A 24971-nucleotide genomic window follows, 5' to 3' on the forward strand; every position below is an offset into this window, starting at 1 on the left:
CGTTCTGGAATGGTAAATTTGAACAGACTAAATAGTATAAAAGGCTTTCGTTCTAGACTCAAGTTATTCCTGTTTTGGTTGAGGAGTAATCAAGTCTTGGATTAATGCTTGGTGTCTTTTTGCTTGCTGAGATAGCACCAAACGGTTCGCTGTAATCACAGCTTCAAGCTCATGTAAGGCTTTATTAAAATCATCATTGATAATGATGTAGTCAAAGTTCGTATAATGCTGCATATCTTCAACAGCACAGCTTAAACGATGTTCGATCACTTCAACTGAATCTGTACCGCGATTAGATAAACGCTGACGTAAGTCAAATTGAGTAGGTGGTAAAATAAAGATTTGTTTAGATTCAGGAAACAGCTTACGTACTTGCTCTGCGCCTTGCCAATCAATTTCAAGCAAGACATCATGTCCTTGAGCTAACTGTTGTTTTACGGTTGCTTGCGAAGTGCCATAGTAGTTACCAAATACTTCAGCGTATTCAATAAATCCATCTTGGTTAACTTGGTCTAAAAAGTCATCTTTTGTTGTGAAGTGATAGTGAACACCATCTAATTCACCTTGTCGTTGACCTCGGGTAGTATGCGAAACTGAAACATGTAAATTGCTTACACGGTCAAGTAGGGCTTTCACCAAAGATGTTTTGCCCGTTCCTGATGCAGCAGAAACGACAAACAATAGACCCGACATGATATTTTTCCTGATATGATAAAATATCTTCGCTATTGTAGTGTACCGTGCGTTTAAACTGAATAGTTTTAACTGCAAATATTTAAGAGAAGTTCCCCTGTTTTATTAATTTTGAGGCTGTTATGGAAATTGTGTTAGCTAACCCGCGTGGTTTTTGTGCCGGTGTTGATCGAGCCATAGCAATCGTCAATCGGGCTTTGGAATGTTTTAATCCTCCTATTTATGTACGTCATGAAGTTGTACACAATAAATTTGTGGTAGATGACTTGCGTCAAAGAGGCGCGGTTTTTGTTGATGAGCTGGACCAAGTGCCAGATGACTCAATTGTTATTTTTAGTGCACACGGTGTTTCAAAAGCAGTCCAACAAGAAGCGGAACGTCGAGGTTTAAAAGTTTTTGATGCAACTTGTCCTTTAGTTACTAAAGTGCATATTGAGGTCACTAAATATGCTCGTGAAGGAACAGAAGCAATTTTAATTGGTCATGAGGGTCACCCAGAAGTTGAAGGTACGATGGGGCAATATGACAAATTAAAAGGTGGGGATATTTATCTGGTAGAAGATGAGGCTGATGTAGAAGCCTTACAGGTAAGACATCCAAACAAACTTGCATTTGTTACGCAAACGACTTTATCTATTGATGATACAGCGAAAGTTATTGATGCATTGCGTGCGAAATTCCCAAATATTCAGGGACCACGCAAAGATGATATTTGTTATGCAACTCAAAATAGACAAGATGCGGTACGTGACTTAGCTGAAAAATGCGATGTCGTACTGGTAGTTGGCTCACCTAATTCATCAAATTCGAACCGTTTACGTGAGCTTGCTGAACGTATGGGGAAAGCTGCCTATCTCGTAGATAACGCCGATCAGCTTGAACAATCATGGTTCAATGAAACTTGTAAAATTGGTGTAACAGCTGGTGCCTCAGCTCCAGAAATTTTAATTAAGCAAGTCATTCAACGTTTACAAGACTGGGGTGCTCAAGCACCTAAAGAGCTTGAAGGACGTGAAGAAAATATTACTTTTAGTCTTCCTAAAGAATTACGTATTCATGTAACACAAGCATAAAATGTGACTTATTTAACATACTGATTTTAAAAAGTTAAACAGATAATTGTGATGTGACAGTTATCTGTTTTTTTATACCCTTTATCTGGTTTGTATTCGTTTTGTAAAACTAAAACGTAAAATTTATATAGAAATAAAAAATTTTAAGTTTATTTGGGGTTATGGGGATGAGGGGAATTATTCCGCAAGAAGGGTTCACCTTAATTGAGCTCATAGTGACAATTGTGGTTATGGCAATTATTGCTGTGATGGCTGAACCAATGTTTAGGGATATGGTGAATAACCAAAATTTGAATAGAAGTTCAGAAGATCTAGTTTCAAGTATAAATCAGGCACGTATGAAAGCTATAGTTGAGCGTAGACAAGTAAAAGTGCAATTAAATTCTACGTATGTTGCAGATAGTGACAATCAAATCAATTGGGTACCAAGTGGAAAAGCTCAATTAAAAACAGGATCTAATACTTCTATAGTATTTTTAATGTCCGGTTTGGTAAAAGATTCAACCGGAGATACAACTTTTGAAATTTGCAATACGGCATCTGGTAATAAATCAAAAATTATTAATATTTCAAGAATGGGATCAATTCAGTCGATCACAATGGGGACGTGTTCATGAAGAGCCTTGGACACCAGCGTGGTATGGGGATGATTGAAATTCTAGTTGCTTTGCTGATTTTGGCAATTGGAATTTTAGGCTTTATTGCTCTGCAGTATAGAGCGTTAGAGGCAAGTGCAGAAAGTACATCGCGGGTACAAGCAATTACATTGGCGCGCGATCTTGCCGAGCGCATGAGAGTTAATCGTAATTCTTTAACTGTATATAACCAGCAACTTCAAGATGCCAGTAAACAAACAGACTACGCTAAAAATTGCTTTCAAAACAATTGTACTGATACAGAGCTAGCTGATTTTGATGTTGCTCAGGTTGTAAAAAGTGCATCTTCTTTTGGTATGACTATGAATATGATTGCCTGTCCCCAAACTAACAATCGTCAATGTATTTATATTGCATGGGGAGATACTAGTGCAACGAATGGCACTGGTGTAGGAGATTGTACTCAAGATACTTCATATAACAATAATTCAACGTGTGTGATTATGGAGGCCTATTAAAATGAAAAAAAATCAGGGTTTTACATTAATCGAACTCATACTTTCGTTAGCTTTAGGTCTCATAATTACAGCGGCTGCAATATTATTGTTTTTGACTAGTCAAAAAAGTTTATCAATGCAGATAGGTGTTTCCGATGTACAGGATAATGCTAATTTTGGGCTTAACTATTTAACCCAAGATATTCGCCTTGCGAATTTAAATAATCCTAAAGCAGTTATTAATGATCAAACTGCGTACGGCGGTATCGTCTTAACCTCTGCAGTTAACTCAGCTAAAGATGCTGCTAATGAGCCTCTTAGTAATCTTTATAAAACCATTGTTGGTGTAACAGCCGGTACTAACTTACTTTCACGTAGTCAAGGCGATAGTGTTGGTAGTGGTAATACTTGGACTGGAGCATCAAACGTCCAAAGTAATGGAAGTGATATTGCCAGTGACCAACTCGTTATTCAATATGTACCGCAATATACAATTGATACAAAAGGTACAGCAACTCAAGCTGACGATGAATATATAGGTGGTACAGATTGCGAAGGAAACAACTTGAATTTTCCGCTTGCAAGTGGACGCCAAGTTATAGTTGAACGATATTTTCTACGTAAAGATGCTAATAATACTACTGATGAACCCAATCAACCCTTAGCACTAGCTTGTGATGCCGGTTATTACCCATTAACGGGTAATCCAACTGCTATCACGCGTTATGGGGATGCGGGTGAAATTATAATGAAACGCGTAGATTATTTCCGAGTTTTACTGAATGTTCAGGGGAGTTCAGGGCGACGTTATATTTCAATACATGATTATTTGAGTTTAACAGCTCCTCGTCCACGTATTGTTTCGGTACAAATTGGATTATTAACTCGTTCATTGCAACCAGTCGGTGCAGAAGTAGCAATTAAAGATGATCAACAATTTTCAGTATTGGATCAAACGATTACAGTTAAAAAGCCTACAAATTCTACAAAAAAATATGTGCGGCAAGTGATATCACAAACCATCGCTTTACGTAATGTAATCGGGGAGCGTGGTGAATGAAACTGAAGCAGAGTGGTTCAGCGTTAATTGTTGTACTCATTTTTTTAGTCGCAATTATGATTATTGGTACAATAGCAATTCGTAAAGGATTGATTAATCTAAATATAGCAACAAATAGTCAAGTTCAACAATTGATATTACAAAATTCGGATGCTTCTTTTTTTCAGATAGAGAATCCAACTAATCTAATTCAAAGCTTAAGTGCGACAGGTTTATTTGGTTATATCAGCAATGCAAATGACAAAAATAAAGAATTGGTCTTTTGTTATCGCGGAGATCAAAGCGACTTTTTTAATATTGGTCGTGCAAGTTTAATGCAATGGGTGGATGGAAATAGTGCACCTACTAATAATGCTTTAGGTACAGATGGTTATTGTGATGCAGTTGATACAACCAATAACTGGTTTACCAGTGGTCGTAAGGCAGTCATGACTCAGGTTGCAGTCAAATTCTCCACTGTGGGGGAAGATGACCCTTTTTATGCTCGAACTCGTGGCCTTGATGAAAAAGAAGGGCAAGTCCAAGAGGCGAAACGAGTCAAAGTATTTGCTGTGTCATTGATGCCAAGTTTAAGTAGCGTTAATCGTGCTGATATTAACAAGTGTTTACAACAACACATGAGTGAAGTGACGCTCCCAGATGGAACGGCAGCGCCAGATGTTACTAATAAATCCGACTTGGATAATCCTTTAAAGTCAGTAGCAGAGTGCTTAACCAGCTTAAATGTCCCATTCACTACGAACGTCACTGAATACACTATTGCACAAGATTTTAACTAATTGGGGAAAATAATAATGGATAAGAAAGACTTAAAGTTTTCATATCATCCAAAACTTCTAACAAGTGCAGTAGCCGCTTTATGTACTGGGTTAGTAGCGAGCAGTGTAAGTCAGGCCAGTGATATTGATATTTATCAAAAAGCAAAAGCTGGTGATATTACTTTAATGTTTGTATTAGATATATCGGGTTCTATGGGGTATCCACAGCTTCAAAGTGATGCTAGTGCCTGTGATATCCCAAGTAATGTTGTGCAGACGGGTTATAGTAATGTTTTGTCTAGTAATGGTGTTGCCGAATATAAGCGCTATTATTGTACAGCTACTGCACCAACTTATTATTATATGAAGTATGGATCATCTTGGTATAGCTGTGGTAATTCGAGTTCGCAAAGTGATTGTACAACTAAATTAAAGAGTGCTCCTTCTACTAGTGGTTTGACCTCAATGTCTGCAAACTATAGTACTTATTACTATAAGGCTGGTCCTAATACTCAATATCCTGATCGTATTACTCGTGTAAAAGATGGCATGATTGATCTGCTTAACGGTAATACTAGTAAAGGAATCTTACCTGTTTCTGATGATAAATTAATTGGTCTGACGACTTTCTCCCGTCCAACACAATTTAATACTGCTGGTGAGCCGACTGCTGCAGACAATTTAACTGGTCAAGTTCGTATTCCTGCTCGACGTCTGGATGCCGTCGTAAATGGTAAAACTCAAAGAAGAATATTAATAGAAGAAATTGCAAAACTTGGTGCTAGAGGCGGTACTCCGACAGCTAATGCTTATGCAGAGGCAGCTGCCTCCTTAATGGGTACCACCACTCAAGGAGTAACTAATAGTGGTTTCAACTATGCTGGTACAGGTGCAACCATTGGAGGGAGCTATGTACGTCCCGATAGCATTGCTACACAAATGACAGGTAGCACTACACAGTGTAGTGGTCAAGGTATTTATGTTTTAACTGATGGTGATCCAAATGGAAACTCTTCAGCATCGGGATTAATGAAGAAAGCTTTAAGCGGTAAAACATTTGCTTGTACAGATAGCGATACAGGTTGGAATTGTATTCAACAGTTTTCACAATTTTTACTAAACAATGGTAGTAACCCTGTTGGCTTAAAGATTAAGACTGCTGTTGTTGGGTTTGGAAGTGATTTTAATATTATTCCATCTTTTAATAGATCGTTGTCTGTAGCAGACAACTTAGCAAATATTGACAACTCTAATGCATCAGCAAATCAAAAAGAAGCTGCAAAATGGGGTGTTAATGCAAGTGGTGGTTGGTATTCTGGTTCAAGCTCTCAAGATGTTGTAAGTAGTGTAAATGCATTTCTAGGAGATCTAGGGTCTGATATTCCGGCTGTAACTACAGGATCACCTACAATTCCTAAAGATAGTCTTAACCCTGCGGTATTACAAAAGCAAGCTTACTTTCCTCAGTTCCAACCAACTCCAGATAAAAACTATCAACTTTGGGCAGGTAATCTCAAAAAATATGCAGTGGTTAATGGGATTTTAAAAGACCGTGATAATACTACTTTAATTAGTACAGCAACTGCTACAAAGGGGCAAATACTTCCAAATCGTGATTTTTGGGCATATATCGATAGTGATACTACAAATGATAATGCCGACTCTAATACACCTGGAAGTAATAGCTACACCCTAAAGGGAGGAGCTTGGTCGCAGTTGCTTTTAACAATGAATCAAACAACACAAGAAAATCGTAATTTGTTGACGAATAGAGGGGCAGATGGTTCAACAACTACAACTCTAAGACAAATTAAAAAGTCTGATTTAACAGATACGACTTACCAAACTGATGGAAAACGTGGTTATTTGATGGCGTTGCTTGGGTATCCGATGACTGTGACTCAAGCAAAGGATCCTGATCATTTAGTTCTTAATGCCGCGCCGTCTACTGCTTTAAGACAAATTGGTGCGTTAATGCATTCCTCACCACTACTAATTACCAATAGTGGTCAAATTACATATACAAATGGCGTAATTGATACTCAAAATCGTGAAGACTATGTTTTATTTGGTACAACACAGGGGCTTTTACATATAGTCAAAGCTGGCAAGAATGATAGTAGTTCTGTAGATAGTAATGGCGGAAAAGAAGTATTCACCTTTGTTCCAAATGAGATGGTCGAAAAACAACCCGAAGCATTTCTGAAAAACGATGCCATGAATGGAGGAGTCGATCAATTATATTATGGTATTGATGGGCCGTGGGCTAGTTATACTCAGTATGTATTAGATAGTAGTCGAAAAGGGCTAACTGTCGGTAAAGGTTATGGTTCTCAAGAAGGTAAGCAGATCGTATATGGTGGCTTGCGAATGGGTGGGCGTAGTTATTATGCGCTTAATTTGCAAGATATGAGCAATCCAAAGTTATTATTCCAAATATCTCCTGATGAACAGAAAACTTATTATAACGGTTCAAGCAATACCTATGCCGCATTAGACAATATGGGTCAAAGTTGGTCTAAACCAAGTATTGGTTGGGTAAATTGGAAAAAAAGTGATGGTAAAACTACTGAACGTAAACGAGTGATGTTTGTTGGCGGTGGTTATGATGAAGGCTATGAGAGTGATACCTATAACCCTAGCATTAGTAAGGGGGCAGGTGTATATATGTTTGATGCTGACAATGGAAATCTACTGTGGTGGGCTAGTGCTAAAGCAACAACAGCTCAAGGTGCTGAAGCCTACACTCAATCCGATAATTTAAAATATAGCGTAGTAAGTGAAATTCGTACCGAAGACCGAAATGGTGATGGTTTGATTGATCATCTTTATTTTGGTGATTTAGGTGGACAACTATTCCGTATCGACTTAGATAATACTGCTGCAACCAATTCAAGTTTTGCTAAGCCACCAAAATTGTTACTGAATTTAAATAATGGTGCGGCTAGTCCACGTTTTTATGAAATGCCTGCATTCTCGGTATATGACTATAATGGTACAACATTCGCTGTTGTTTCTATTGGTAGTGGCAATCGTAGTAAACCTTTAGCTCAATATGCATCTGGCCAAGGTTATAATTATGATGCTGTATATAATATTTATGACAAAGATGTAGCAGATAGAAATTTATATAAAGCTGACTTCGTATATCAAACTCCAATCACAAATACGAATCAAATGGGGGAAATTACTAATTCAAACTGGAATACTTATGATGATGGTGCCGTCGCTTTACTTTCTGCTACGCGTGGATGGTTTTATCAATTTAAGTCCGCCAATATTCAAGATGCTAAAGTATTTGCAACACCAATTGTATTAAATCATCGTATGTTTGTTTCTACTTTTGATGGTGGAAAAGCGGGTATGTCTGGAGATTGTGGAGCAGGAGTAAAAGGAGAAAGCTTTTTAAGTCAGTTTTGTATGCCTTTTGGACAATGCAGTAAATCGACCCTAGCAGCTAATAATGATAGTGTTCAGTGTGCACCTGGTACTGATTGTTCACAGGGTGCAGGTATTCAAGATACTACTGTTGTAGATGATAGCGGTGATGGTGGCAGCGGCGGTGGCGGCGGCAGCGGTGGCGGCGGTAATGGAAGTACTAATAATAAGAACTATTGTGTGAATATGGGTAATCGTGGTGTTACCACTATTGGCGGTATTATTGCCTCGAATAGTAGTAAGATGTGTTTAATACCACAGCGTTGGTATGTCCGTTAGAAAGGAATAAGTGATGAAACGTAATTTCACGTATTCTTTAGGCTTTACTCTTATTGAGCTAATGATTGTAGTCGTGATTGTTGCTATATTTGCCGCAGTTGCAATACCTTCATACCAAGCCTATGTTCTACGAGCGGATGCTTCACGTGCGCAGCAGCAAATGCAACAAATAGCAGTACAACTTGCTCGTCAAAAAGCTAGAAATTTTAATTACATAGGTTTTTCTATTGGGGCTACAGCCCCAGTAACTTTGCCTGTCGGAGCAACTGGTAGTGCTATAAAATATAAAATAACGGTACGCGATGGTGACGATACTACGAAACCTCTAACAGATCCTGCAGCTTTAGGGCAAAACTGGGTGATTCGAGCAGAGGCTTCCGATCCTAATAATTTTACTTATTTGTTTGGTAGTAACGGATTACGTTGTAAAAATAAAGCCACTAGCAATGTTACTTATATAACTTGTGGCACTGGAGCTGAGCCGTGGTAAATAAAATAAAAGGCTTTACCTTAATTGAGCTGATGATTGTTGTAGCTATTATCGCGATTTTAGTGGCGATAGCTTATCCTTCTTATCAAGAATATATCCGTCGTACTAATCGTGCGGATATGCAAACTACGTTGCAACAGATTGCTATGCAGATCCAACGCTACAAAATTGCAAATTTTAGAGTAACGGGTGCAACGAGTTCTGATTTAAATATTGCTACATCTTATCCTATTCAAGGCACACCTCTTTATACAGTCAATTTGACTCCAGTGACGGCAGGGGCTTTAAATGCAGAAACATGGGTATTAACTGCGACGCCGATTGTAAATACTTCTCAGACTGGTGATGGACATATTGTTTTAAATTATCGGGGTGAGCGCTGCTGGACAAAGGGAACTGATATTAACAGTGGTACGGCTTGTGTTCCTTCTGCAACATCGAATTGGGATGGCAAATAAATTTAAATTCAAAACTGCGGATAACTCAAAATTTAATCTTTCTTTCAGGGCGAAAATCACGTAGAATGTCGCCCTCTATGAAAGGGGTTTGAAGTGTTGCCGATGGTCGGCGCAGGGATAATCCGTAAGAATTATAAGGCTTTTATCATGGTTGTTATTCGTTTAGCACGTGGCGGCGCAAAAAAACGTCCATTCTATCAAATCGTTGTGACTGATAGCCGCAATGCACGTGATGGTCGTTTCATCGAGCGTATCGGTTTCTTTAACCCGACTGCACAAGGTCAAGCAGAAAAACTTCGTTTAGATGCAGACCGTTTTGCTCACTGGGTTTCTCAAGGTGCTCAACCTTCAGAACGTGTTGCTTCTTTAGCTGCTCAAGCTAAAAAAGCTACTGCATAATTATTGTAGTAGGTAGCCCATGACACCAACACAGAATGTTCCCGAAGATCGTATTCAGATTGGACAGTTACGTTCAGCTTATGGATTGAATGGGTGGCTCTGGGTGTATTCCAATACAGAACCTATGAGCAACATGTTTGACTACCTGCCTTGGTACATTGAGACCAAGGCCGGTTGGCAAACAATAGATGTAAAACGTTGGAAACCACATGGCAAAGGCTTAGTAGTTGCTTTGAAAGGTGTGAGTGATCGCACTGGAGCAGAAAACTTGGTTGGCGCTAATATCTGGATTGCTAAGTCTCAACTGCCAAAAGCAGATGTAGATGAGTATTACTGGTCAGATTTAAAAGGCTTAACAGTGTTAGGGCTTGATGATGAAGAACAGGAAGTTAACTTAGGGCAAATTCATGAGTTATTTGAAACTGGAGCTAATGATGTGATGGTTGTACGCGCTACACCAGACAGCATTGATTCAGAAGAACGCATGATTCCTTGGCATAAAGATGTGGTGCAACGCGTTGATCTTGAAGCTGGTCGCATTTACGTCAATTGGGGCGTAGATTATTAATCCTTCTTTAAGGATTAACGCAGCAGGAAAATAGAGGAGTCTGCGGTGTTTTTTGCAGTCATTACGCTTTTTCCTGAAATGTTTGAAGCGATTACAGCGTACGGGATTAGCGGACGCGCAGCAAAGCGTGACATTGTACAAGTAACTTGTATTAATCCACGTGATTTTGCTGAAGGGAGTTACCGAAGAGTGGATGAACGTCCATTTGGTGGTGGTCCCGGTATGGTGATGATGGCTGAGCCTTTAGCAAAAGCAATTAACCATGCCAAACAACTTGCTTCGCAAGCAGGGTGTGTTCATGTACCTGTGGTGTATATGTCTCCACAAGGCAAAACTTTAAATGAACAGGCAGTACAGAAGTTTGTCGATTATGACGGCTTGATTATATTGTGTGGACGTTATGAAGGTGTCGATGAGCGTTTGATCCAGCATTATGTTGATCAGGAATGGTCAATTGGAGATTATGTTTTATCTGGCGGTGAACTACCTGCTATGGTGTTGCTTGATAGTATTATTCGCCGTTTGCCGAATGTAATGTCAGATGAGCAATCAGCGATACAGGATTCTTTTGTAGATGGTCTTTTAGATTGTCCTCAATATACTAAGCCAGACCATTTTGAAGGTTTGGATGTTCCTGAAATTTTAAAGTCAGGACACCATGCTAATATTGAAAAATGGCGATTTTTGCAGCGATATCAACGAACTCTAGAACGCCGACCAGAGTTGGCTGAAAAAGTTGAGTTGACTAAGCAACAAAAAAAATGGCTAAAAGATATAAAAGAGAATGGTGGTAATTTTTAATTGCTGTTCTCAGGAACGAAAGTTCTAAAACAGGACGAGAAGCATTGCTTCGAGTTAAAGCATAAGTCTATTTCATGAATAGTTTTATGTATATTTAAAGGCTCTTTATAGACATATTGTCGTAAAGGGAAAGATAAACGGGTTGATATGCGCTTTAGCCTCTATCCCCAGCGGAATCTCAGACCTCTTCTGACTCCGCACATATTGGAGATTCCCACAATGAGTGGTAAACATCCTTTAGTTCAAGCTGTTGAAAATGCACAGTTAAAATCTGATATCCCTGCTTTTGCACCAGGTGACACTGTTATTGTCCAAGTAAAAGTAAAAGAGGGTGATCGTGAACGTCTTCAAGCATTTGAAGGTGTTGTAATCGCTAAGAAAAACCGTGGTTTGAACTCTGCGTTCACAGTACGTAAAATTTCTAGCGGTGTTGGTGTTGAGCGTGTATTCCAAACTCACTCACCAGTTGTTGCTAAAATCGAAGTGAAACGTCGTGGTGACGTTCGTCGTGCTAAACTTTACTACCTCCGTGACTTGTCTGGTAAAGCTGCACGTATTCGTGAAAAATTACCAGCTCGTAAAGCGTAAGCTTATACCGAGTAAAAAATGCGCCCAGAGGCGCATTTTTTTTGTTTAAAAATTATAGTCCTTGTAGTTTTAAACGGTTGGCATGTTGACGGTAAACCGAGACAGGATCGGCCGCAAAAATAGAGCGTATACCAAGCACTTGGTTTACTTCATCTAAATGGTTCCAGTTGTAGTCATCACGAATAGTTTTACCAAATTTGGCACTACATCTAGAAACTAAACCGTCATTATCTCCTAATGGATCGACAACTAAACTGCTACCAGTTAATGCAATATCAAAAGGATCTAATGGATTAGTCAGCGCTTTATTACCTGAGAACGAATACATATAAATACCTTTCTCTTGATAAGCACCCTCGCCGCAAGAAGTTGTAGGCATACCCATAGGGAATTGAGCATTAAACTGTGCAGAACCTTGAGTAGATAAGCTGTGAGCACCTGCTAATGAATCATGCGGGTAACTTGTTGGATCGAGGCCCTCTGCCCAAGTAATTGCTGCTGAAAACCAGTTTACTAGTGTTGCCAGTTTTGACAGAGGAGTACCCTCAACGTTCAATATGACATCTGCCATTGGAGATCCTTTGTTAGGTGCTCCAATCGTCGTAAGTGAGGCAACTTTTTCTGGCATGATGCCAGCGACATAGCGAATTGTTGGTCCCCCATGACTATGTCCAATCAAGTTGACTTTAGGTTTTCCTGTAATAGCAATAATTTCTTCTACTTGTTGGGCAAGTTGCTCTCCGCGAACTTCGGTTGAGTTAAACGGTGAAACCCTTGTTGCCCATACATTTCCTCCATTACGAGCAAGGTCAGGAAGAATCTGATACCAATAGTCCAGACCAAGTGTATCTGTCCCAACTCTGCTAAAACCAGCCATACCATGGTTAAAAACCAATGGATATTTAGTTTGGGCATAATTTGAGTAGACAAATGAGCCTTTTACTTGCTCTGCATTTGTAGCATGGGCTGCTGAAATGCTCAGTCCTGAGAGCATTGCTGCACAGAAAAATATTAAGTTCCTTTTCATTTTTTACTCACTATTTTTATTTTGTATGAGCAGCAGCTTTATTTTTGCTGCTGGATTAAGATTTGGCTAACTTTGGAATAGAAAAGCCTAGTAGCTAAATGGTAATTCACCTCCTTTGTCATGAACTTTTTCAAAAGTTTGAAGACGAAGTTGTTCCTGTGATGAGCTAAATTGTTGTTGGCGTAGTTGTTGAATCGCTTGATTTTTTGCGCTATCACTCATACTACTATTCAGCACTTCATCACGTTGATTTAGGTAGCCTGTAACTCGCTGTAGCCAAGCATTACGCTGTGTATCTAAAGTTTCTAATCTTTGTGTTGCCTCGGCTCCAACAAGTGCTGTACGCATTTGTCGCAGTTCCTCTGCTGAGCCATTACGGGCTTTAATTTGTTTGGTCAGCGTATGTAAATCATCAAGTTTTGATAGCTCTTGCAGGTTTTGTTGCCAATCTACTGGTAGTTGTTCAAAGCGTTCTTTGAGCTTTTGAGCCTTTTCAATTTCACTTAAAGATGAGTCTTCCAGAATTTTCATACGATCTAATGTGTAGTTCTGATAAACGTCTTCTGTTGAAAATAGGCCTTCAATTTCGGACGCTGAAAAGAAGCGCTTTCTGATATCTTGAATTGAATTAAAAATTTTTTGAAAATAACTTTGATCTTGTTGCTTAGATTGAGGTGTTTGAATGTGTGCAAGTTCTTCACGGTATTTTAAATAACGATTCCATAAATCAATGATTTGTGAGCGAGTTGGTTCTAAATACTGATCTTGTATAAATTTCTCAAAATGAGTTTTAACTTGTTGTAAATTCCCTTCGCCATACTGCGTAATAAAATATTCAAAACAGTCACGGGTTTGGTTATTTACAACTAAATGTTGAGAACTATCAATTTTTAACTGGCAATTAACTTGAGTATCTTGCTGACTTTTACTTAAGTAAGCATTATCACTTGTTATTGAATTTAAAGGTGTTTGATGAGTAGATGTTAAAGTTTTAGTCTCATCCTGATTGAACTGAGGTGAGCTACTTTTCGAGTCGGGGCTTAGCCAATATACACATGCGATGAGACTCAAAATAAAAAATCCGAGCACACACCACAATATCTTTTTCTGCATCCTTTGCATAAAGATATCTTCCTTAAGTTTTAATTTGTTGTTTTTTTACTCGATTAATAATGTGCCATAAAATAAGTGAAAACGCACCTAAATATTCTGAAAATATCTTGCCGAATTTGCTAACATGTCGGCACTTTTCTCTAGCTTTGTGTCCCAGTAAAAATGACGACAAAAAATCAAAAAATTTCTCGTCGCCATATCAGTGGTGTATTTCTTTTAAACAAACCATTAGGCCTAAGTTCAAACGCCGCTTTGCAAAAAGTACGTTGGTTATACCGTGCCCAAAAAGCAGGGCATACTGGTGCGTTAGATCCATTAGCAACAGGTTTACTTCCCGTTTGTTTAGGGGAGGCAACTAAATTTTCACATTATTTACTGGATTCTACAAAGCGATATCAAACCACTGTTCGTTTGGGGCAAACAACAACAACTGGTGATGTAGAGGGCGATATTTTACAAGAGCGTCCAGTTCCTGTTCTTACAGAAGAGCTTATTGAGCAAACTCTAGAAAAATTCAGAGGTGATATTCAACAAGTTCCTCCAATGTATTCTGCCTTGAAAAAAGAAGGTAGACCTTTATATGAACTTGCCCGAAAAGGTATTGAAATTGAACGTGAAGCGCGTCCAGTTACGATTTATGCGCTAGAGTTAGTCGAGTTTACCGAAAATAGTATCACTCTCGATGTAACCTGTTCTAAAGGTACATACATCCGTGTACTCGGTGAAGATATTGGTGAAGCACTTGGCTGTGGCGGGCATTTAACAATGCTGAATCGGACTCAAACAGGACATTTTGAGTTGATCCCAAGTTATACCATTGAATATTTGGAAAGCTTAAACGAAGAGCAAAGAGAAGCATTGTTATTACCAGTTTATGCACCAGTTGACCATTTCTTGAAAATTCAAGTTCCTGAGGGACGTGAAAAATATTTTTGCAACGGTTTAGAAAGCAATATTGATCATTCTGCGGAAGCAGAAGTTTTGGTTTTTTCGGGTGAGCGCTGTTTAGGGTTAGCCGAAATTACTGATAAAAAGCGGTTGGTACCTAAGCGTATCTTAAATTTGTAGTAGATGTAGAGTATAGAGCATGGGCATGGGCATGGAATGGGATGTTATCCTTAGTTTGATCTTTTTTGCGTTTACTGCGGGAGCGATTGATGCTGCTGTGGGTGGCGGCGGACTCATCCAGATTCCCGGTATTATGAGCACTTTCCCAACCATGCAGACTGCAACGGTGATTGGTACTAATAAAGTTTCATCGATTTTTGGTACTGCATCGGCGGCTTATACATTTGCAAAACGAGTGAAACTGCAATGGAAGCTTCTTGCCGTGATTGCGGTTTGTGCTCTCATTAGCTCATTTGCTGGAGCAGCTTGTTTATCACTTATTCCCCAATCGGTTTTACGTCCATTTGTGTTTGTAATGCTGATCGTAATTGCGATTTATACTTTACTTAAAAAGAACTTTGGACAAGTTCATACCGAGCAGAAAATTACTACGAAAATGCTTGTTCTAGCGGGTATTGGTAGTTTGGCAATCGGTTTTTATGACGGTATTTTTGGACCAGGTACCGGTAGTTTCTTTATCTTTTTCTTTATCCGTTTTTTACAAGTCGATTTTTTGCATGCCTCGGCATTGTCGAAAATTGGTAATTTTATGACCAATCTTGCAGCGTTGAGTTTTTTTATTCCTACGGGTCACGCTATTTTGCATATTGGTTTAATGATGGCGGCAGCCAACGTATTAGGTTCTATTGTTGGAGTGCGGACTGCACTCAAATACGGTAGCGGTTTTGTGCGTATTATCTTTTTAGTTTTGGTCAGTATCTTAATTTGCCGTTTGGGTTATCAGATGTTTGTGACTGGCTAAAATAGTATGAAAAGTATGAACTGATTTCAAAACAGCAGTTCATACTTTTATGTATCATTTGAAATTATAAATATAAAAATCATTACAGAAATTTACTAGAAAGAAAACTGTGTAAAAAATAGTCTCATTTTAAGCTACGGAAACCATATAAATTTCAAAGTATGATAAGCATTGAAATAAAAAAGATTTTTTAGCTAAAAATGAGGAAGAGAATGAATATTTTCGAAGCATTAAGAGAAAGCCATGAAAATCAACGCAACCTTTCTGAAAAATTAGTCCAAACACATGGTTTAACCGAAGAACGAAAAGAATTATTTGATGCATTAAAAAATGAACTTTATGCCCATTCGGTTGCCGAAGACCGTTACTTATATATTCCTTTAATGTTTGATGATGTTGGTTTAGATATTACCCGACATGCTTTATCTGAACATCATGAAATGGATGAGTTAGTTGAGCAACTTGAAAAAACCGATATGAGTAGTCCTAGTTGGTTGGCAACTGCGAAACAGTTGAGTGAAAAAGTTCATCATCATTTAAAAGAAGAAGAACATAAATTTTTTCAGCAAGCTGGAAAAATTCTTAAAGATAGTGAAAAAGAAAAACTTGGTAATCAATATTTAAAGGAATATAAGAAGTATAAAAAACAGTAGTAGGATTATATCTATGATGCTGTTTTAGTACTTCTTAGAGTAACCCCAATTGAAGCGAGCATTACGCAAGCTAAAGCCACCCATTGCAGCATACTAATTTCTTCATGAAGTAATAAGAAGCCCGTTAATGCTGCTAATGCGGGTGCCAAACTTGTTAGGGTACCGTAAGTTAATTTATTAAGTTGTTTAAGAGCCATTAAGTCTAGTGCATAAGGAATAGCAGTCGCTAAAACCGCAATAAGTAAGGCTTTACCCCAATACTGTGTTTCAAGTAATGCTGGGCCATTATACCAAATACCAATTGGTAATAAGGCAAGCGCAGATATCGCGATCGCAATTGTTAAGGCATGCATTCCTATATTTTGGGTCACGACCTTTTGACCAAAATAAATATAGAAGGCCCAACATAGACCTGCACCCAGTGCACAAGCAGCACCTACATATGAAAAATGATGCTGTGTTGGGTCTTGCCATGGCACCATGAGCGCAATGCCTAACATAGCAAATGCTACCCAAATGTAGTCACTCTTTCGCTTAATCGAAAGTAGAGCAAGACCTAATGGTCCAATAAATTCTAAGCCTACCGCGATCCCCTGAGGTAGTTTTCCTAAAGACGTATAAAATAAAATATTCATTAGCCCTAAAGATGCGCAATACATTAATAAATCACGCCATTTTAGATAGGGTAAACGAGACCAGATTTTCCACGAACGGAACATGATTGCAACAATAACAGTCGCAAAACTTAATCTTAAAATAGTAACCGTCAGAGGATCTAAAGCTGCAATAAGTTGCTTGGCAAATGAAGCGCTGATTTGATATGAAACCATCGACAAAATCATATATAGCACAGCAATAAATGGAAGATTTTGCATGGAAATACCTTAGCGCTTCATTTGATATTTAAAAAAATAATAGTAGTCAATTATAGCCAATACTACGTTTCAGCCAGCAGATTTTATAGCGTTAACCAGCTGTTTTTTCACGTTGTTGGCGGGCTTTTTGGGTAGTTATGGTACAACCGATAGAAGCGGTAATAATGGTTGCAAGTGCCAACCATTGATTCCATAACAGATATTCCCCTAGGAAAATAAAACCAGAAAGTGCCGCAACTGCAGGTTCTAGGCTCATCAATGTTCCAAAACTTAGAGGGGTTAAACTGCGTAGTGCTAACATTTCTAAAGAAAAGGGAAGTGCACTGGCTAAGATTGCTAAGCCAATAAAATAAAATAGATAAGGCAGTTCTATCACTTGACCAATCGAGCTTGAAAAAAAGGTAATGGGTAATAAGATGCATGCACCCACAGACATTCCTAAACACACAGTATGATTACCTGAAATACCAGAAGGTTTTTGTCCTGCAATAATATAGAGTGCCCAACAAGCACCTGCACTCATTGCAAACAAAACTCCAATCCAGTCTAGACCATGTGCTTGATTAAAAGGGAATAATAAAATAAGCCCAACAATCGCAAAACTTACCCAAACAAAATCGTATTTTTGTCGTGCATGATATAAAGCCACGCTTAATGGCCCAATAAATTCAAAAGCAACCGCAATACCAATTGGTAGGCGTTCAATAGACAGATAAAAAAGTGCATTCATACCAGCAAGGGCACAGCCATAGCTTAAAATTGCTTTCCATCGAACCTGACTAAAATTAATTCGCCAGATCTTAAAAATGAAAGCCAGAATACATGCTCCAATACATAATCGCATTGCGGAAACAGTAAGTACGGGAAAGTTTTGAAATAGGACTTTAGCCAAGGATGCGCTACTTTGAACGCTTAACATGGCAAGAATAAGAAAGCCCAAAGCGTGTAGCTGAGTTTTCTGGCTTGAAATTGACATTTTATTATTAGATCGATTGGTATACTTTTCACATGATAATGTAAATACCCATAAAAAAGCCACAGACATTGCTGTGGCTTTTGCATTTACAGTTCGTATTAGAACAATACGCGCACGCGGATTGTACCTTCAACTTCATGCAACATATCTAAAGCTTCGTGAGAAGCAGAAGCGTCAACATCCATAACAAGGTAACCGATGTCACCTTTAGTCATAAGTGATTGACCAGAAATGTTGATGCCTTGTTCAGCAAACAAGTTGTTGATTTTAGACAATACACCCGGTACGTTTTTGTGGATGTGTAGTAAACGGTGTTGACCAGCAGTTAATGGTAATGCGATTTCTGGGAAATTTACTGCAGAAAGTGTCATACCTTTATCAGAGTAAGCAACAAATTTCTCAGCAACTTCTAAACCGATGTTTGCTTGCGCTTCCATCGTTGAACCACCAACGTGAGGCGTTAAAATCACGTTGTCTAAGCCGCGAAGTGGAGATTGGAATTCTTCACCATTTGCTTTTGGTTCTTTAGGGAACACGTCAACTGCTGCACCAGCAATATGGCCAGATTTGATCGCATCAGCTAAATCTTCAATGACTACACATGTACCACGTGCAGCATTTAAGAAGATCGCGCCTTCTTTCATTTTCGCAAATTGTTCTTTAGTGAAGAAGTTACGTGTAGACGGAACATCTGGTACATGCAGCGTTACAACGTCAGCAGTTGCTAAAAGCTCATCTAAAGAACCAACTTGGCGAGCATTACCCATTGGTAACTTAGTGACTGCATCATAATAAATCACATGCATACCCATGCTTTCAGCAAGAACTGAAAGTTGAGAACCAATGGAACCGTAACCCACAATACCTAAAGTTTTGCCACGAGTTTCAAAAGAACCAACAGCAGACTTGTCCCAACCACCACGATGACAAGCCGCCGATTTTTCAGGAACACGGCGAAGAAGAAGAATTGTTTCAGCAAGTACAAGCTCTGCAACCGAACGCGTATTTGAATACGGTGCGTTGAATACAGGAATACCACGTGCCATTGCTGCTTTAAGATCAACTTGGTTTGTTCCGATACAGAAACAACCTACTGCGATCAATTTATTTGCAGCTTCAAAAACTTCTTCAGTCAATTGGGTACGCGAACGAATACCAATAAAGTGAGCATCTTTAATTGCTTCTTTAAGCGCTTCGCCTTCAAGAGCAGTTTTACGATAGTCAATATTGGTGTAACCCGCAGCGTTTAAAGTGTCGACTGCGTTTTGGTGAACGCCTTCTAACAAAAGGAAACGGATTTTATCTTTAGGTAGTGAAAGATGTTGGCTCATTACGGCTCCGCTACAAAGGCCAAATTTGGTGGCGGTATAATAACATACTGGGCAGCGCTATAGATATTTCGTTTATACCATTGCCTTATGGCAATTTTATCTATGTCTAATCACTTCCGTTTATGGCTTGTCGAACATTTTAAAATATGCTTGGAATATTATTTAAAGTTGTTTTTCTCTAAAAGCTTTATAAAAAAGCATTTATTCGCGTTAAACATGTTTTGTAGTGACAGTATCTCTATTCTGAACTTTATCGCTTGTGTGGTTACATGTAGAATATAGAAGTTCCTTGAACATTATGGCTTTGCTCAGGTGAGAACCCTGAAAATATGAAGTCATAGTCCCACCATAGTTTACTTCTTGCTAGGTCTGCAAACGATGAATGCTCCAGTCGCTTTAACACCTGAGTTACTTACCCAATTAACAGCAATCGTCGGTGAAAACCGTATTAAAACCGATGCTGATAGTCTCGAAAACTGGGGTAAAGATCATACCAAGCATTTTAATCCGAACCCATCGGTCATCGTTTTTCCATCGACCACTGAACAAGTTCAAGCTGTTGTAAAGCTTGCGAACCAGTTTAATGTTGCGATTACACCATCTGGCGGTCGTACTGGTCTCTCTGCTGGTGCGGTAGCAACCAATGGTGAAATTGTCATTAGCATGGACAAAATGAACCAGATTCTTGAATTTTTCCCAGCAGATCGTATGGTTCGAGTGCAAGCTGGTGTTGTGACTGAACAATTGCAGAATTATGCTGAAGAGCAAGGTATGTATTATCCGGTTGATTTCGCGTCAGCGGGTTCTAGCCAGATTGGCGGTAATATCGGTACTAACGCTGGTGGTATTAAAGTCATTAAATATGGCATGACACGTAACTGGGTACTTGGTTTAACGGTAGTTACGGGTAAAGGCGATATTTTACGTTTAAACAAAGGCATGGTTAAAAATGCCACTGGTTATGCATTACAGCATTTGTTTATTGGTGGTGAAGGTACTTTAGGTTTAGTGACCGAAGCAGAAATTAAACTTGAGCGTCAACCACAAAACTTACAAGTTTTAGTGTTAGGTGTTCCTGATTTTGATGCAGTAATGCCTGTATTACATGCGTTCCAAAAAGATATCGACTTAACAGCATTTGAGTTCTTTGGTGAGCTTGCAATGCAAAAAGTTTTAGACCACGGACATGTACAACGTCCATTTGAAACTGAATGTCCGTTCTATGTATTGCTTGAGTTTGAAGCACCATATGAGCCGATACTTGATAAAGCAATGGAAATTTTTGAGCATTGTATGGAGCAGGGTTGGGTACTTGATGGCGTAATGAGCCAGAGCCTTGACCAAGTAGAAAGCTTATGGCGTTTACGCGAAGATATTTCTGAATCAATCGCACCGTTTATCCCATACAAAAATGATATTTCAGTATTAATTACTCATGTACCAGCATTTATTCGTGAGATTGATGCAATTGTTCAAGAGAACTATCCTGATTTTGAAATTTGCTGGTTCGGTCATATCGGCGACGGTAACTTGCACTTAAATATTTTAAAACCTGAAAACTTAACCAAAGATGAGTTCTTTGCAAAATGTCAGGTTGTGAATAAATACGTGTTTGATACCGTTAAAAAATACGATGGTTCAATTTCTGCTGAGCATGGCGTAGGTATGACGAAAAAGCCATATTTAGAATATTCACGTTCGCCTGAAGAAATTGAATATATGAAGGCATTGAAAAAAGTATTTGACCCAAATGGTCTGATGAACCCAGGTAAATTATTTGATCTGTAAGAAAGTAGGTATTCTTAGAACTACATAGTTTCTACAGAGTAACCGACAAAGCCATAGCATCATAAAGCTATGGCTTTTGTTTTTGGTGATAAGAATGCAACGTTTATTTTTAATTTCAGCACTTTGTGTTGGACTTTTCACTGGGTGTGCGACGACCAGTAAATTGATTCCTTTTGTGGGTTCGGAAACTCCGATGCAACAAGTACTTAAAGCTCAACCTGAGATTGTAAAAGAGCATAACAATACCTCAGTTCAGCAAGTATTTAACCGAGTAGAGTCTCCAACAGTTTCCCGTATTATCGTTATACAAACTGGTTTAATGGATGATTCTGTTTCAGCAATTCGAACAGAATATTCATTTAAATTGGTCGATGAAAAGTGGCAATTGCAAAATAAACAAACAAGCTACCAATGTGCGCGAGGAAAAGGTTCTAGAGGGTTCCAAACCCAACTTTGTTCTTAAAAATAAAAAGACGATAAATATATCGTCTTTTTTTATGGGTTAAATTATACGCCGCTTTCTAAAATTCTAATTTTGACATCAACGACATCATTTTTAACGGCTGCATGATGCGCTTGCATATGAGGTGTAGCTAAATGAGCTTCAAGATGAGCCACACTTTCCCATTTTTCTAGCATGACAATCGTGTCAGGCTCTTGCGTCTGGAAACTTGCATTTGATTTGTGATCAATTAAAGGTTCATAACCATGGCAACCATCTTCTGCTAAAACAGTTGGAATGATTTTTTGAAAAGCATCCAATACGTTTTGGCGATGCTGTCCACCTGATTGAGTACGAATTTCTGCAATAATGGTAAGCATGGTTTTCTCCTGATTAAGCTGCTGCAAATACAGTGTTTAAGTGTGCTTTATATTCTTCAACGTAACGATCAACTTCAGGCATTTTAATTACGTCGTTTACAATGAAAGTTGGAAGCGTGCTCATACCTAAAAATTGATTGGCTTTATGAAATGGTAAATAAACACCATCTACGCCCACACCGTGGAAGAACTGATCAGCATCATCAAATGCTTCCATAGGTGCATTCCAAGTGAGTGATAGCATATATTTCTTGTCATGAATTAAGCCACCTGAACCATATTTTTTTGAAGCATCAGAGCGGCTACGACCGTCATTTGCATATAGTGAGCCGTGACCTGTCGTAAATACATCATCAATATATTTTTTTACCGTCCACGGTGCACCCATCCACCAGCCTGGCATCTGGTAAATCACAACATCTGCCCATAAGAATTTTTCTACTTCAGCCTCTGTATTGTAGTCGCTATCTGCACGGGTTACTTGAACTTCATGGCCTAGATCAGTGAGATGGTCTGTTGCCAAAGCCGTGAGTGTGTCATTTAATTCACCATTTGAATGGGCAAATTGTTTGGCTCCATTAATCACTAAAATATTGCTCATGAAAGTTACTCTAATTAAATTCCTAAATTGATGCATACTTTAGTGAACTTACTCTTAGAGAAAAATGCAGTAATCGGAAAAAGATTATTGATTAAAAATCATGAATTATGCATTAAACAATTATTAAATTTTTCACTCTAAACATAAACACTTTACAAAGTTGAATGGAAAAATTTGTTTATAGCCTTTAGCATCAACGTGAAGTTGTGGTGGAGTTGAGTATGAAAAAAATTGGTTTACTCATGGTGTGTAATTTGTTGATTCTGAGCGCATGTACACCGAATACAAACCCGCCTACACCCCAAGCCAATAGTCCGATACAAGCAGTTTTGATTGATCAACCAAACCTTTTAAATAATGCGAGTAATTTAAGTATTTCACAACAAATGAATGCTTTGGATGATGCTTCTAATGCACAAGTAACTATTTTACAAACTGTGCCTAGCGAAGATGCTATATCAAAAACACGTACCGAATATTTATTAAAGCGTGATCAGACCATTTGGAAAATCGTAAATAAAAAACAAAGTTATCAATGTAAACAAGGGCAGGAAACAACAGATTTCCAAGTCAATCCTTGTCCTTAAGGCTGAATCTTTATGATATATGTGGATAACTTCAAGGTTATTCACAATATAAAAATGAGTTGATGCTAAGCAAAATATAGAATTTTAAATGGATGAAACTGTCCGATTGCTGATCAATATAAAAAGTGATATTGTGTCATCCGGCAATTAGGCCAAATGGTAAAAATTACCGAATCTCACGTCATACATTTTTCTTGTCTTAGACACCTTGTGAATACGGTGTTTCACATTCTAAACATGCACTCTCACGGCATATAACAACTTAACTAAAGATTGACTGACCTTACTGTCATCGTCATGACTACATTATTTATTTCAATATGTAGTTGCTGAGACATTTTGGCCGCTATTTTGAAGTGTACAAACTCATGAAAAATATTCAAACGACAGCGTTGAACCGTACAACGTTGATGTTTCCTTTAGCTTTAGTGCTATTTGAATTTGCGGTTTATATTGGTAATGACCTGATTCAGCCAGCGATGTTGGCGATTACTGAAGACTTTGGTGTAAGTGCAACTTGGGCACCGTCTTCAATGTCATTTTATTTATTAGGTGGTGCATCTGTTGCATGGTTACTTGGGCCTTTATCAGATCGATTAGGTCGTAAGAAAGTACTTTTGGCCGGTGTTTTATTTTTTGCCTTATGTTGTTTTTTAATTTTATTAACAAGACAAATTGAACACTTTCTGACATTACGTTTTTTACAAGGTATTGGTCTAAGTGTAATTTCAGCAGTGGGCTATGCAGCGATTCAAGAAAATTTTGCCGAGCGTGATGCTATTAAAGTCATGGCGCTTATGGCAAATATCTCATTGCTTGCACCCTTGCTCGGACCTGTACTTGGGGCCTTTTTAATTGATTATGTGTCTTGGCACTGGGGATTTGTCGCCATTGCTGTATTGGCATTACTCAGTTGGGTAGGGTTGAAAAAACAGATGCCAAGTCAGCAGGCCAGTGTAACTCGGCAACCTTTTAGCTATCTTTTTGATGATTTTAAAAAGGTGTTCACTAACCGCCGTTTTTTAGGCTTAAGTTTGGCTCTACCGTTGGTGGGCATGCCTTTAATGCTTTGGATTGCTTTATCTCCAATCATTTTGGTTGATGAACTCAAGCTAACTAGTGTGCAATATGGTTTAGCTCAATTCCCGGTATTTCTAGGCTTAATTGTTGGTAACATCGTTTTAATTAAAATTATTGACCGTTTGGCTTTAGGTAAAACAGTCCTAATTGGTTTACCGATTATGCTCACTGGGACACTTATTTTAATATTAGGCGTTGTCTGGCAAATCTATTTAATTCCTTGTTTGCTTACGGGGATGACACTCATTTGCTTTGGTGAAGGAATTAGCTTTTCAGTGTTGTACCGTTTTGCACTGATGTCATCTGAAGTATCAAAAGGAACTGTAGCTGCCGCTGTTTCAATGCTATTGATGACGAGCTTTTTTGCAATGATTGAGTTGGTGCGTTATCTCTATACTCAATTTCATTTATGGGCTTTTGTCTTATCTGCTTTTGCATTTATTGCGCTGTGGTTTACTCAGCCACGTTTAGCTTTAAAACGGGAAATGCAGGAAAGAGTTGCCCAAGACTTACATTAAAAAAATACCGGAATTTATATTCCGGTATTTTT

The 24971-nt window shown here is 38.5% G+C and carries 27 protein-coding genes and 1 pseudogene; 19 read left to right on the plus strand and 9 right to left on the minus strand.

Features of this window, described 5'->3' with window-relative positions:
- Window positions 1-63 precede the first annotated feature (63 nt).
- Complete coding sequence (gene gmk / locus NE363_RS01620; RefSeq protein ID WP_445535710.1) at window positions 64-693, minus strand: guanylate kinase; 630 nt, start codon at window positions 691-693, stop codon at window positions 64-66.
- A 122-nt stretch (window positions 694-815) separates the two neighbouring features.
- Here gmk and ispH point away from each other — a divergent pair, with 122 nt between their 5' ends.
- Window positions 816-1766 (plus strand): 4-hydroxy-3-methylbut-2-enyl diphosphate reductase, encoded by a 951-nt coding sequence (ispH, locus tag NE363_RS01625; RefSeq protein WP_004705229.1) that lies wholly within the window; start codon window positions 816-818, stop codon window positions 1764-1766.
- 12 nt (window positions 1767-1778) lie between these two features.
- Here the strand turns inward: ispH and NE363_RS01630 are convergent.
- Window positions 1779-2025 (minus strand): annotated as a pseudogene (locus NE363_RS01630) (hypothetical protein); the annotation flags it as partial.
- Here NE363_RS01630 and NE363_RS01635 point away from each other — a divergent pair.
- From NE363_RS01635 to rplS, 11 genes are all read left to right on the plus strand, one after another.
- Window positions 1934-2383, plus strand: coding sequence for a GspH/FimT family pseudopilin (locus NE363_RS01635; protein ID WP_445535711.1), 450 nt, complete (start codon window positions 1934-1936; stop codon window positions 2381-2383). The pseudogene NE363_RS01630 and the gene NE363_RS01635 overlap by 92 nt on opposite strands.
- Window positions 2380-2880 (plus strand): type IV pilus modification protein PilV, encoded by a 501-nt coding sequence (gene pilV, locus NE363_RS01640; RefSeq protein WP_100191757.1) that lies wholly within the window; start codon window positions 2380-2382, stop codon window positions 2878-2880. Before NE363_RS01635 ends, pilV begins: the two co-directional genes overlap by 4 nt.
- 1 nt (window position 2881) lies before the next feature.
- Window positions 2882-3919 carry a PilW family protein gene (locus NE363_RS01645; protein ID WP_004705233.1) on the plus strand — a complete coding sequence of 346 codons (1038 nt, stop codon included), beginning with the start codon at window positions 2882-2884 and terminating at the stop codon, window positions 3917-3919.
- The gene (locus NE363_RS01650; RefSeq protein ID WP_100191758.1) at window positions 3916-4698 is read left to right on the plus strand and encodes a pilus assembly PilX family protein; all 783 of its coding nucleotides are present in this window, start codon (window positions 3916-3918) and stop codon (window positions 4696-4698) included. The genes NE363_RS01645 and NE363_RS01650 overlap by 4 nt, the downstream gene beginning before the upstream one ends.
- Before the next feature lie 15 nt (window positions 4699-4713).
- On the plus strand, window positions 4714-8394 hold the full coding sequence (locus NE363_RS01655) for a pilus assembly protein PilY (protein WP_445535712.1): 3681 nt from the start codon (window positions 4714-4716) through the stop codon (window positions 8392-8394).
- A gap of 13 nt (window positions 8395-8407) precedes the next feature.
- Complete coding sequence (locus tag NE363_RS01660) at window positions 8408-8884, plus strand: type IV pilin protein (RefSeq protein WP_151761645.1); 477 nt, start codon at window positions 8408-8410, stop codon at window positions 8882-8884.
- A gap of 32 nt (window positions 8885-8916) precedes the next feature.
- Entirely contained in the window at window positions 8917-9342 is a 426-nt protein-coding gene (locus NE363_RS01665) for a type IV pilin protein (protein WP_307878536.1), read from the plus strand.
- A 147-nt stretch (window positions 9343-9489) separates the two neighbouring features.
- On the plus strand, window positions 9490-9741 hold the full coding sequence (rpsP, locus tag NE363_RS01670; protein ID WP_000260334.1) for a 30S ribosomal protein S16: 252 nt from the start codon (window positions 9490-9492) through the stop codon (window positions 9739-9741).
- A 19-nt stretch (window positions 9742-9760) separates the two neighbouring features.
- Window positions 9761-10309: a ribosome maturation factor RimM gene (gene rimM, locus NE363_RS01675; protein WP_004705239.1), complete on the plus strand. Its 549-nt coding sequence runs from the start codon at window positions 9761-9763 to the stop codon at window positions 10307-10309.
- Window positions 10310-10354: 45 nt separating this feature from the next.
- A complete protein-coding gene (trmD, locus tag NE363_RS01680; RefSeq protein WP_445535713.1) occupies window positions 10355-11110 on the plus strand; it encodes a tRNA (guanosine(37)-N1)-methyltransferase TrmD in 756 nt (251 codons plus the stop codon).
- Between the two features lie 219 nt (window positions 11111-11329).
- Complete coding sequence (gene rplS / locus NE363_RS01685) at window positions 11330-11698, plus strand: 50S ribosomal protein L19 (protein WP_002116654.1); 369 nt, start codon at window positions 11330-11332, stop codon at window positions 11696-11698.
- A gap of 52 nt (window positions 11699-11750) precedes the next feature.
- Here rplS and NE363_RS01690 read toward each other — a convergent pair whose 3' ends face one another.
- Together NE363_RS01690 and NE363_RS01695 are read right to left on the minus strand one after the other, a co-directional pair.
- Complete coding sequence (locus NE363_RS01690) at window positions 11751-12692, minus strand: lipase family alpha/beta hydrolase (RefSeq protein ID WP_079393460.1); 942 nt, start codon at window positions 12690-12692, stop codon at window positions 11751-11753.
- A gap of 120 nt (window positions 12693-12812) precedes the next feature.
- Entirely contained in the window at window positions 12813-13847 is a 1035-nt protein-coding gene (locus NE363_RS01695; protein ID WP_445535714.1) for a lipase secretion chaperone, read from the minus strand.
- A gap of 153 nt (window positions 13848-14000) precedes the next feature.
- On the opposite strand from NE363_RS01695, the gene truB reads away from it, so the two are divergent.
- The 3 genes from truB (at window position 14001) to NE363_RS01710 (ending at window position 16361) form a co-directional block, all read left to right on the plus strand.
- Window positions 14001-14906 (plus strand): tRNA pseudouridine(55) synthase TruB, encoded by a 906-nt coding sequence (gene truB, locus NE363_RS01700; protein ID WP_004705248.1) that lies wholly within the window; start codon window positions 14001-14003, stop codon window positions 14904-14906.
- A 25-nt stretch (window positions 14907-14931) separates the two neighbouring features.
- Window positions 14932-15708 (plus strand): sulfite exporter TauE/SafE family protein, encoded by a 777-nt coding sequence (locus tag NE363_RS01705; RefSeq protein WP_004705250.1) that lies wholly within the window; start codon window positions 14932-14934, stop codon window positions 15706-15708.
- 212 nt (window positions 15709-15920) lie between these two features.
- Window positions 15921-16361: a hemerythrin domain-containing protein gene (locus NE363_RS01710; protein WP_004705252.1), complete on the plus strand. Its 441-nt coding sequence runs from the start codon at window positions 15921-15923 to the stop codon at window positions 16359-16361.
- An 11-nt stretch (window positions 16362-16372) separates the two neighbouring features.
- Here the strand turns inward: NE363_RS01710 and NE363_RS01715 are convergent, their stop codons facing one another.
- The 3 genes from NE363_RS01715 to serA form a co-directional block, all read right to left on the minus strand.
- Window positions 16373-17236: an EamA family transporter gene (locus tag NE363_RS01715; protein ID WP_445535715.1), complete on the minus strand. Its 864-nt coding sequence runs from the start codon at window positions 17234-17236 to the stop codon at window positions 16373-16375.
- 91 nt (window positions 17237-17327) lie between these two features.
- Window positions 17328-18212 (minus strand): EamA family transporter, encoded by an 885-nt coding sequence (locus NE363_RS01720; RefSeq protein WP_445535716.1) that lies wholly within the window; start codon window positions 18210-18212, stop codon window positions 17328-17330.
- A 98-nt stretch (window positions 18213-18310) separates the two neighbouring features.
- Window positions 18311-19543, minus strand: coding sequence for a phosphoglycerate dehydrogenase (serA, locus tag NE363_RS01725; RefSeq protein ID WP_004705258.1), 1233 nt, complete (start codon window positions 19541-19543; stop codon window positions 18311-18313).
- A 378-nt stretch (window positions 19544-19921) separates the two neighbouring features.
- Between serA and NE363_RS01730 the strand changes: the two genes are divergently transcribed.
- Window positions 19922-21331 (plus strand): FAD-binding oxidoreductase, encoded by a 1410-nt coding sequence (locus NE363_RS01730; RefSeq protein ID WP_017403264.1) that lies wholly within the window; start codon window positions 19922-19924, stop codon window positions 21329-21331.
- 94 nt (window positions 21332-21425) lie between these two features.
- The gene (locus tag NE363_RS01735; protein ID WP_039250542.1) at window positions 21426-21794 is read left to right on the plus strand and encodes a hypothetical protein; all 369 of its coding nucleotides are present in this window, start codon (window positions 21426-21428) and stop codon (window positions 21792-21794) included.
- A 44-nt stretch (window positions 21795-21838) separates the two neighbouring features.
- On the opposite strand, the gene NE363_RS01740 is transcribed toward NE363_RS01735, so the two are convergent.
- Together NE363_RS01740 and NE363_RS01745 are read right to left on the minus strand one after the other, a co-directional pair.
- Window positions 21839-22153 carry a putative quinol monooxygenase gene (locus NE363_RS01740; RefSeq protein WP_288421767.1) on the minus strand — a complete coding sequence of 105 codons (315 nt, stop codon included), beginning with the start codon at window positions 22151-22153 and terminating at the stop codon, window positions 21839-21841.
- A gap of 13 nt (window positions 22154-22166) precedes the next feature.
- Window positions 22167-22754 carry an NAD(P)H-dependent oxidoreductase gene (locus NE363_RS01745; RefSeq protein WP_077163622.1) on the minus strand — a complete coding sequence of 196 codons (588 nt, stop codon included), beginning with the start codon at window positions 22752-22754 and terminating at the stop codon, window positions 22167-22169.
- Window positions 22755-22975: 221 nt separating this feature from the next.
- On the opposite strand from NE363_RS01745, the gene NE363_RS01750 reads away from it, so the two are divergent.
- Both NE363_RS01750 and craA read left to right on the plus strand, forming a co-directional pair.
- Window positions 22976-23341 (plus strand): hypothetical protein, encoded by a 366-nt coding sequence (locus NE363_RS01750; protein ID WP_039250545.1) that lies wholly within the window; start codon window positions 22976-22978, stop codon window positions 23339-23341.
- A 368-nt stretch (window positions 23342-23709) separates the two neighbouring features.
- A complete protein-coding gene (gene craA / locus NE363_RS01755; protein WP_445535717.1) occupies window positions 23710-24939 on the plus strand; it encodes a chloramphenicol efflux MFS transporter CraA in 1230 nt (409 codons plus the stop codon).
- The last annotated feature ends 32 nt before the right edge of the window (window positions 24940-24971 follow it).

This window comes from Acinetobacter sp. G18 (genome assembly GCF_052660225.1).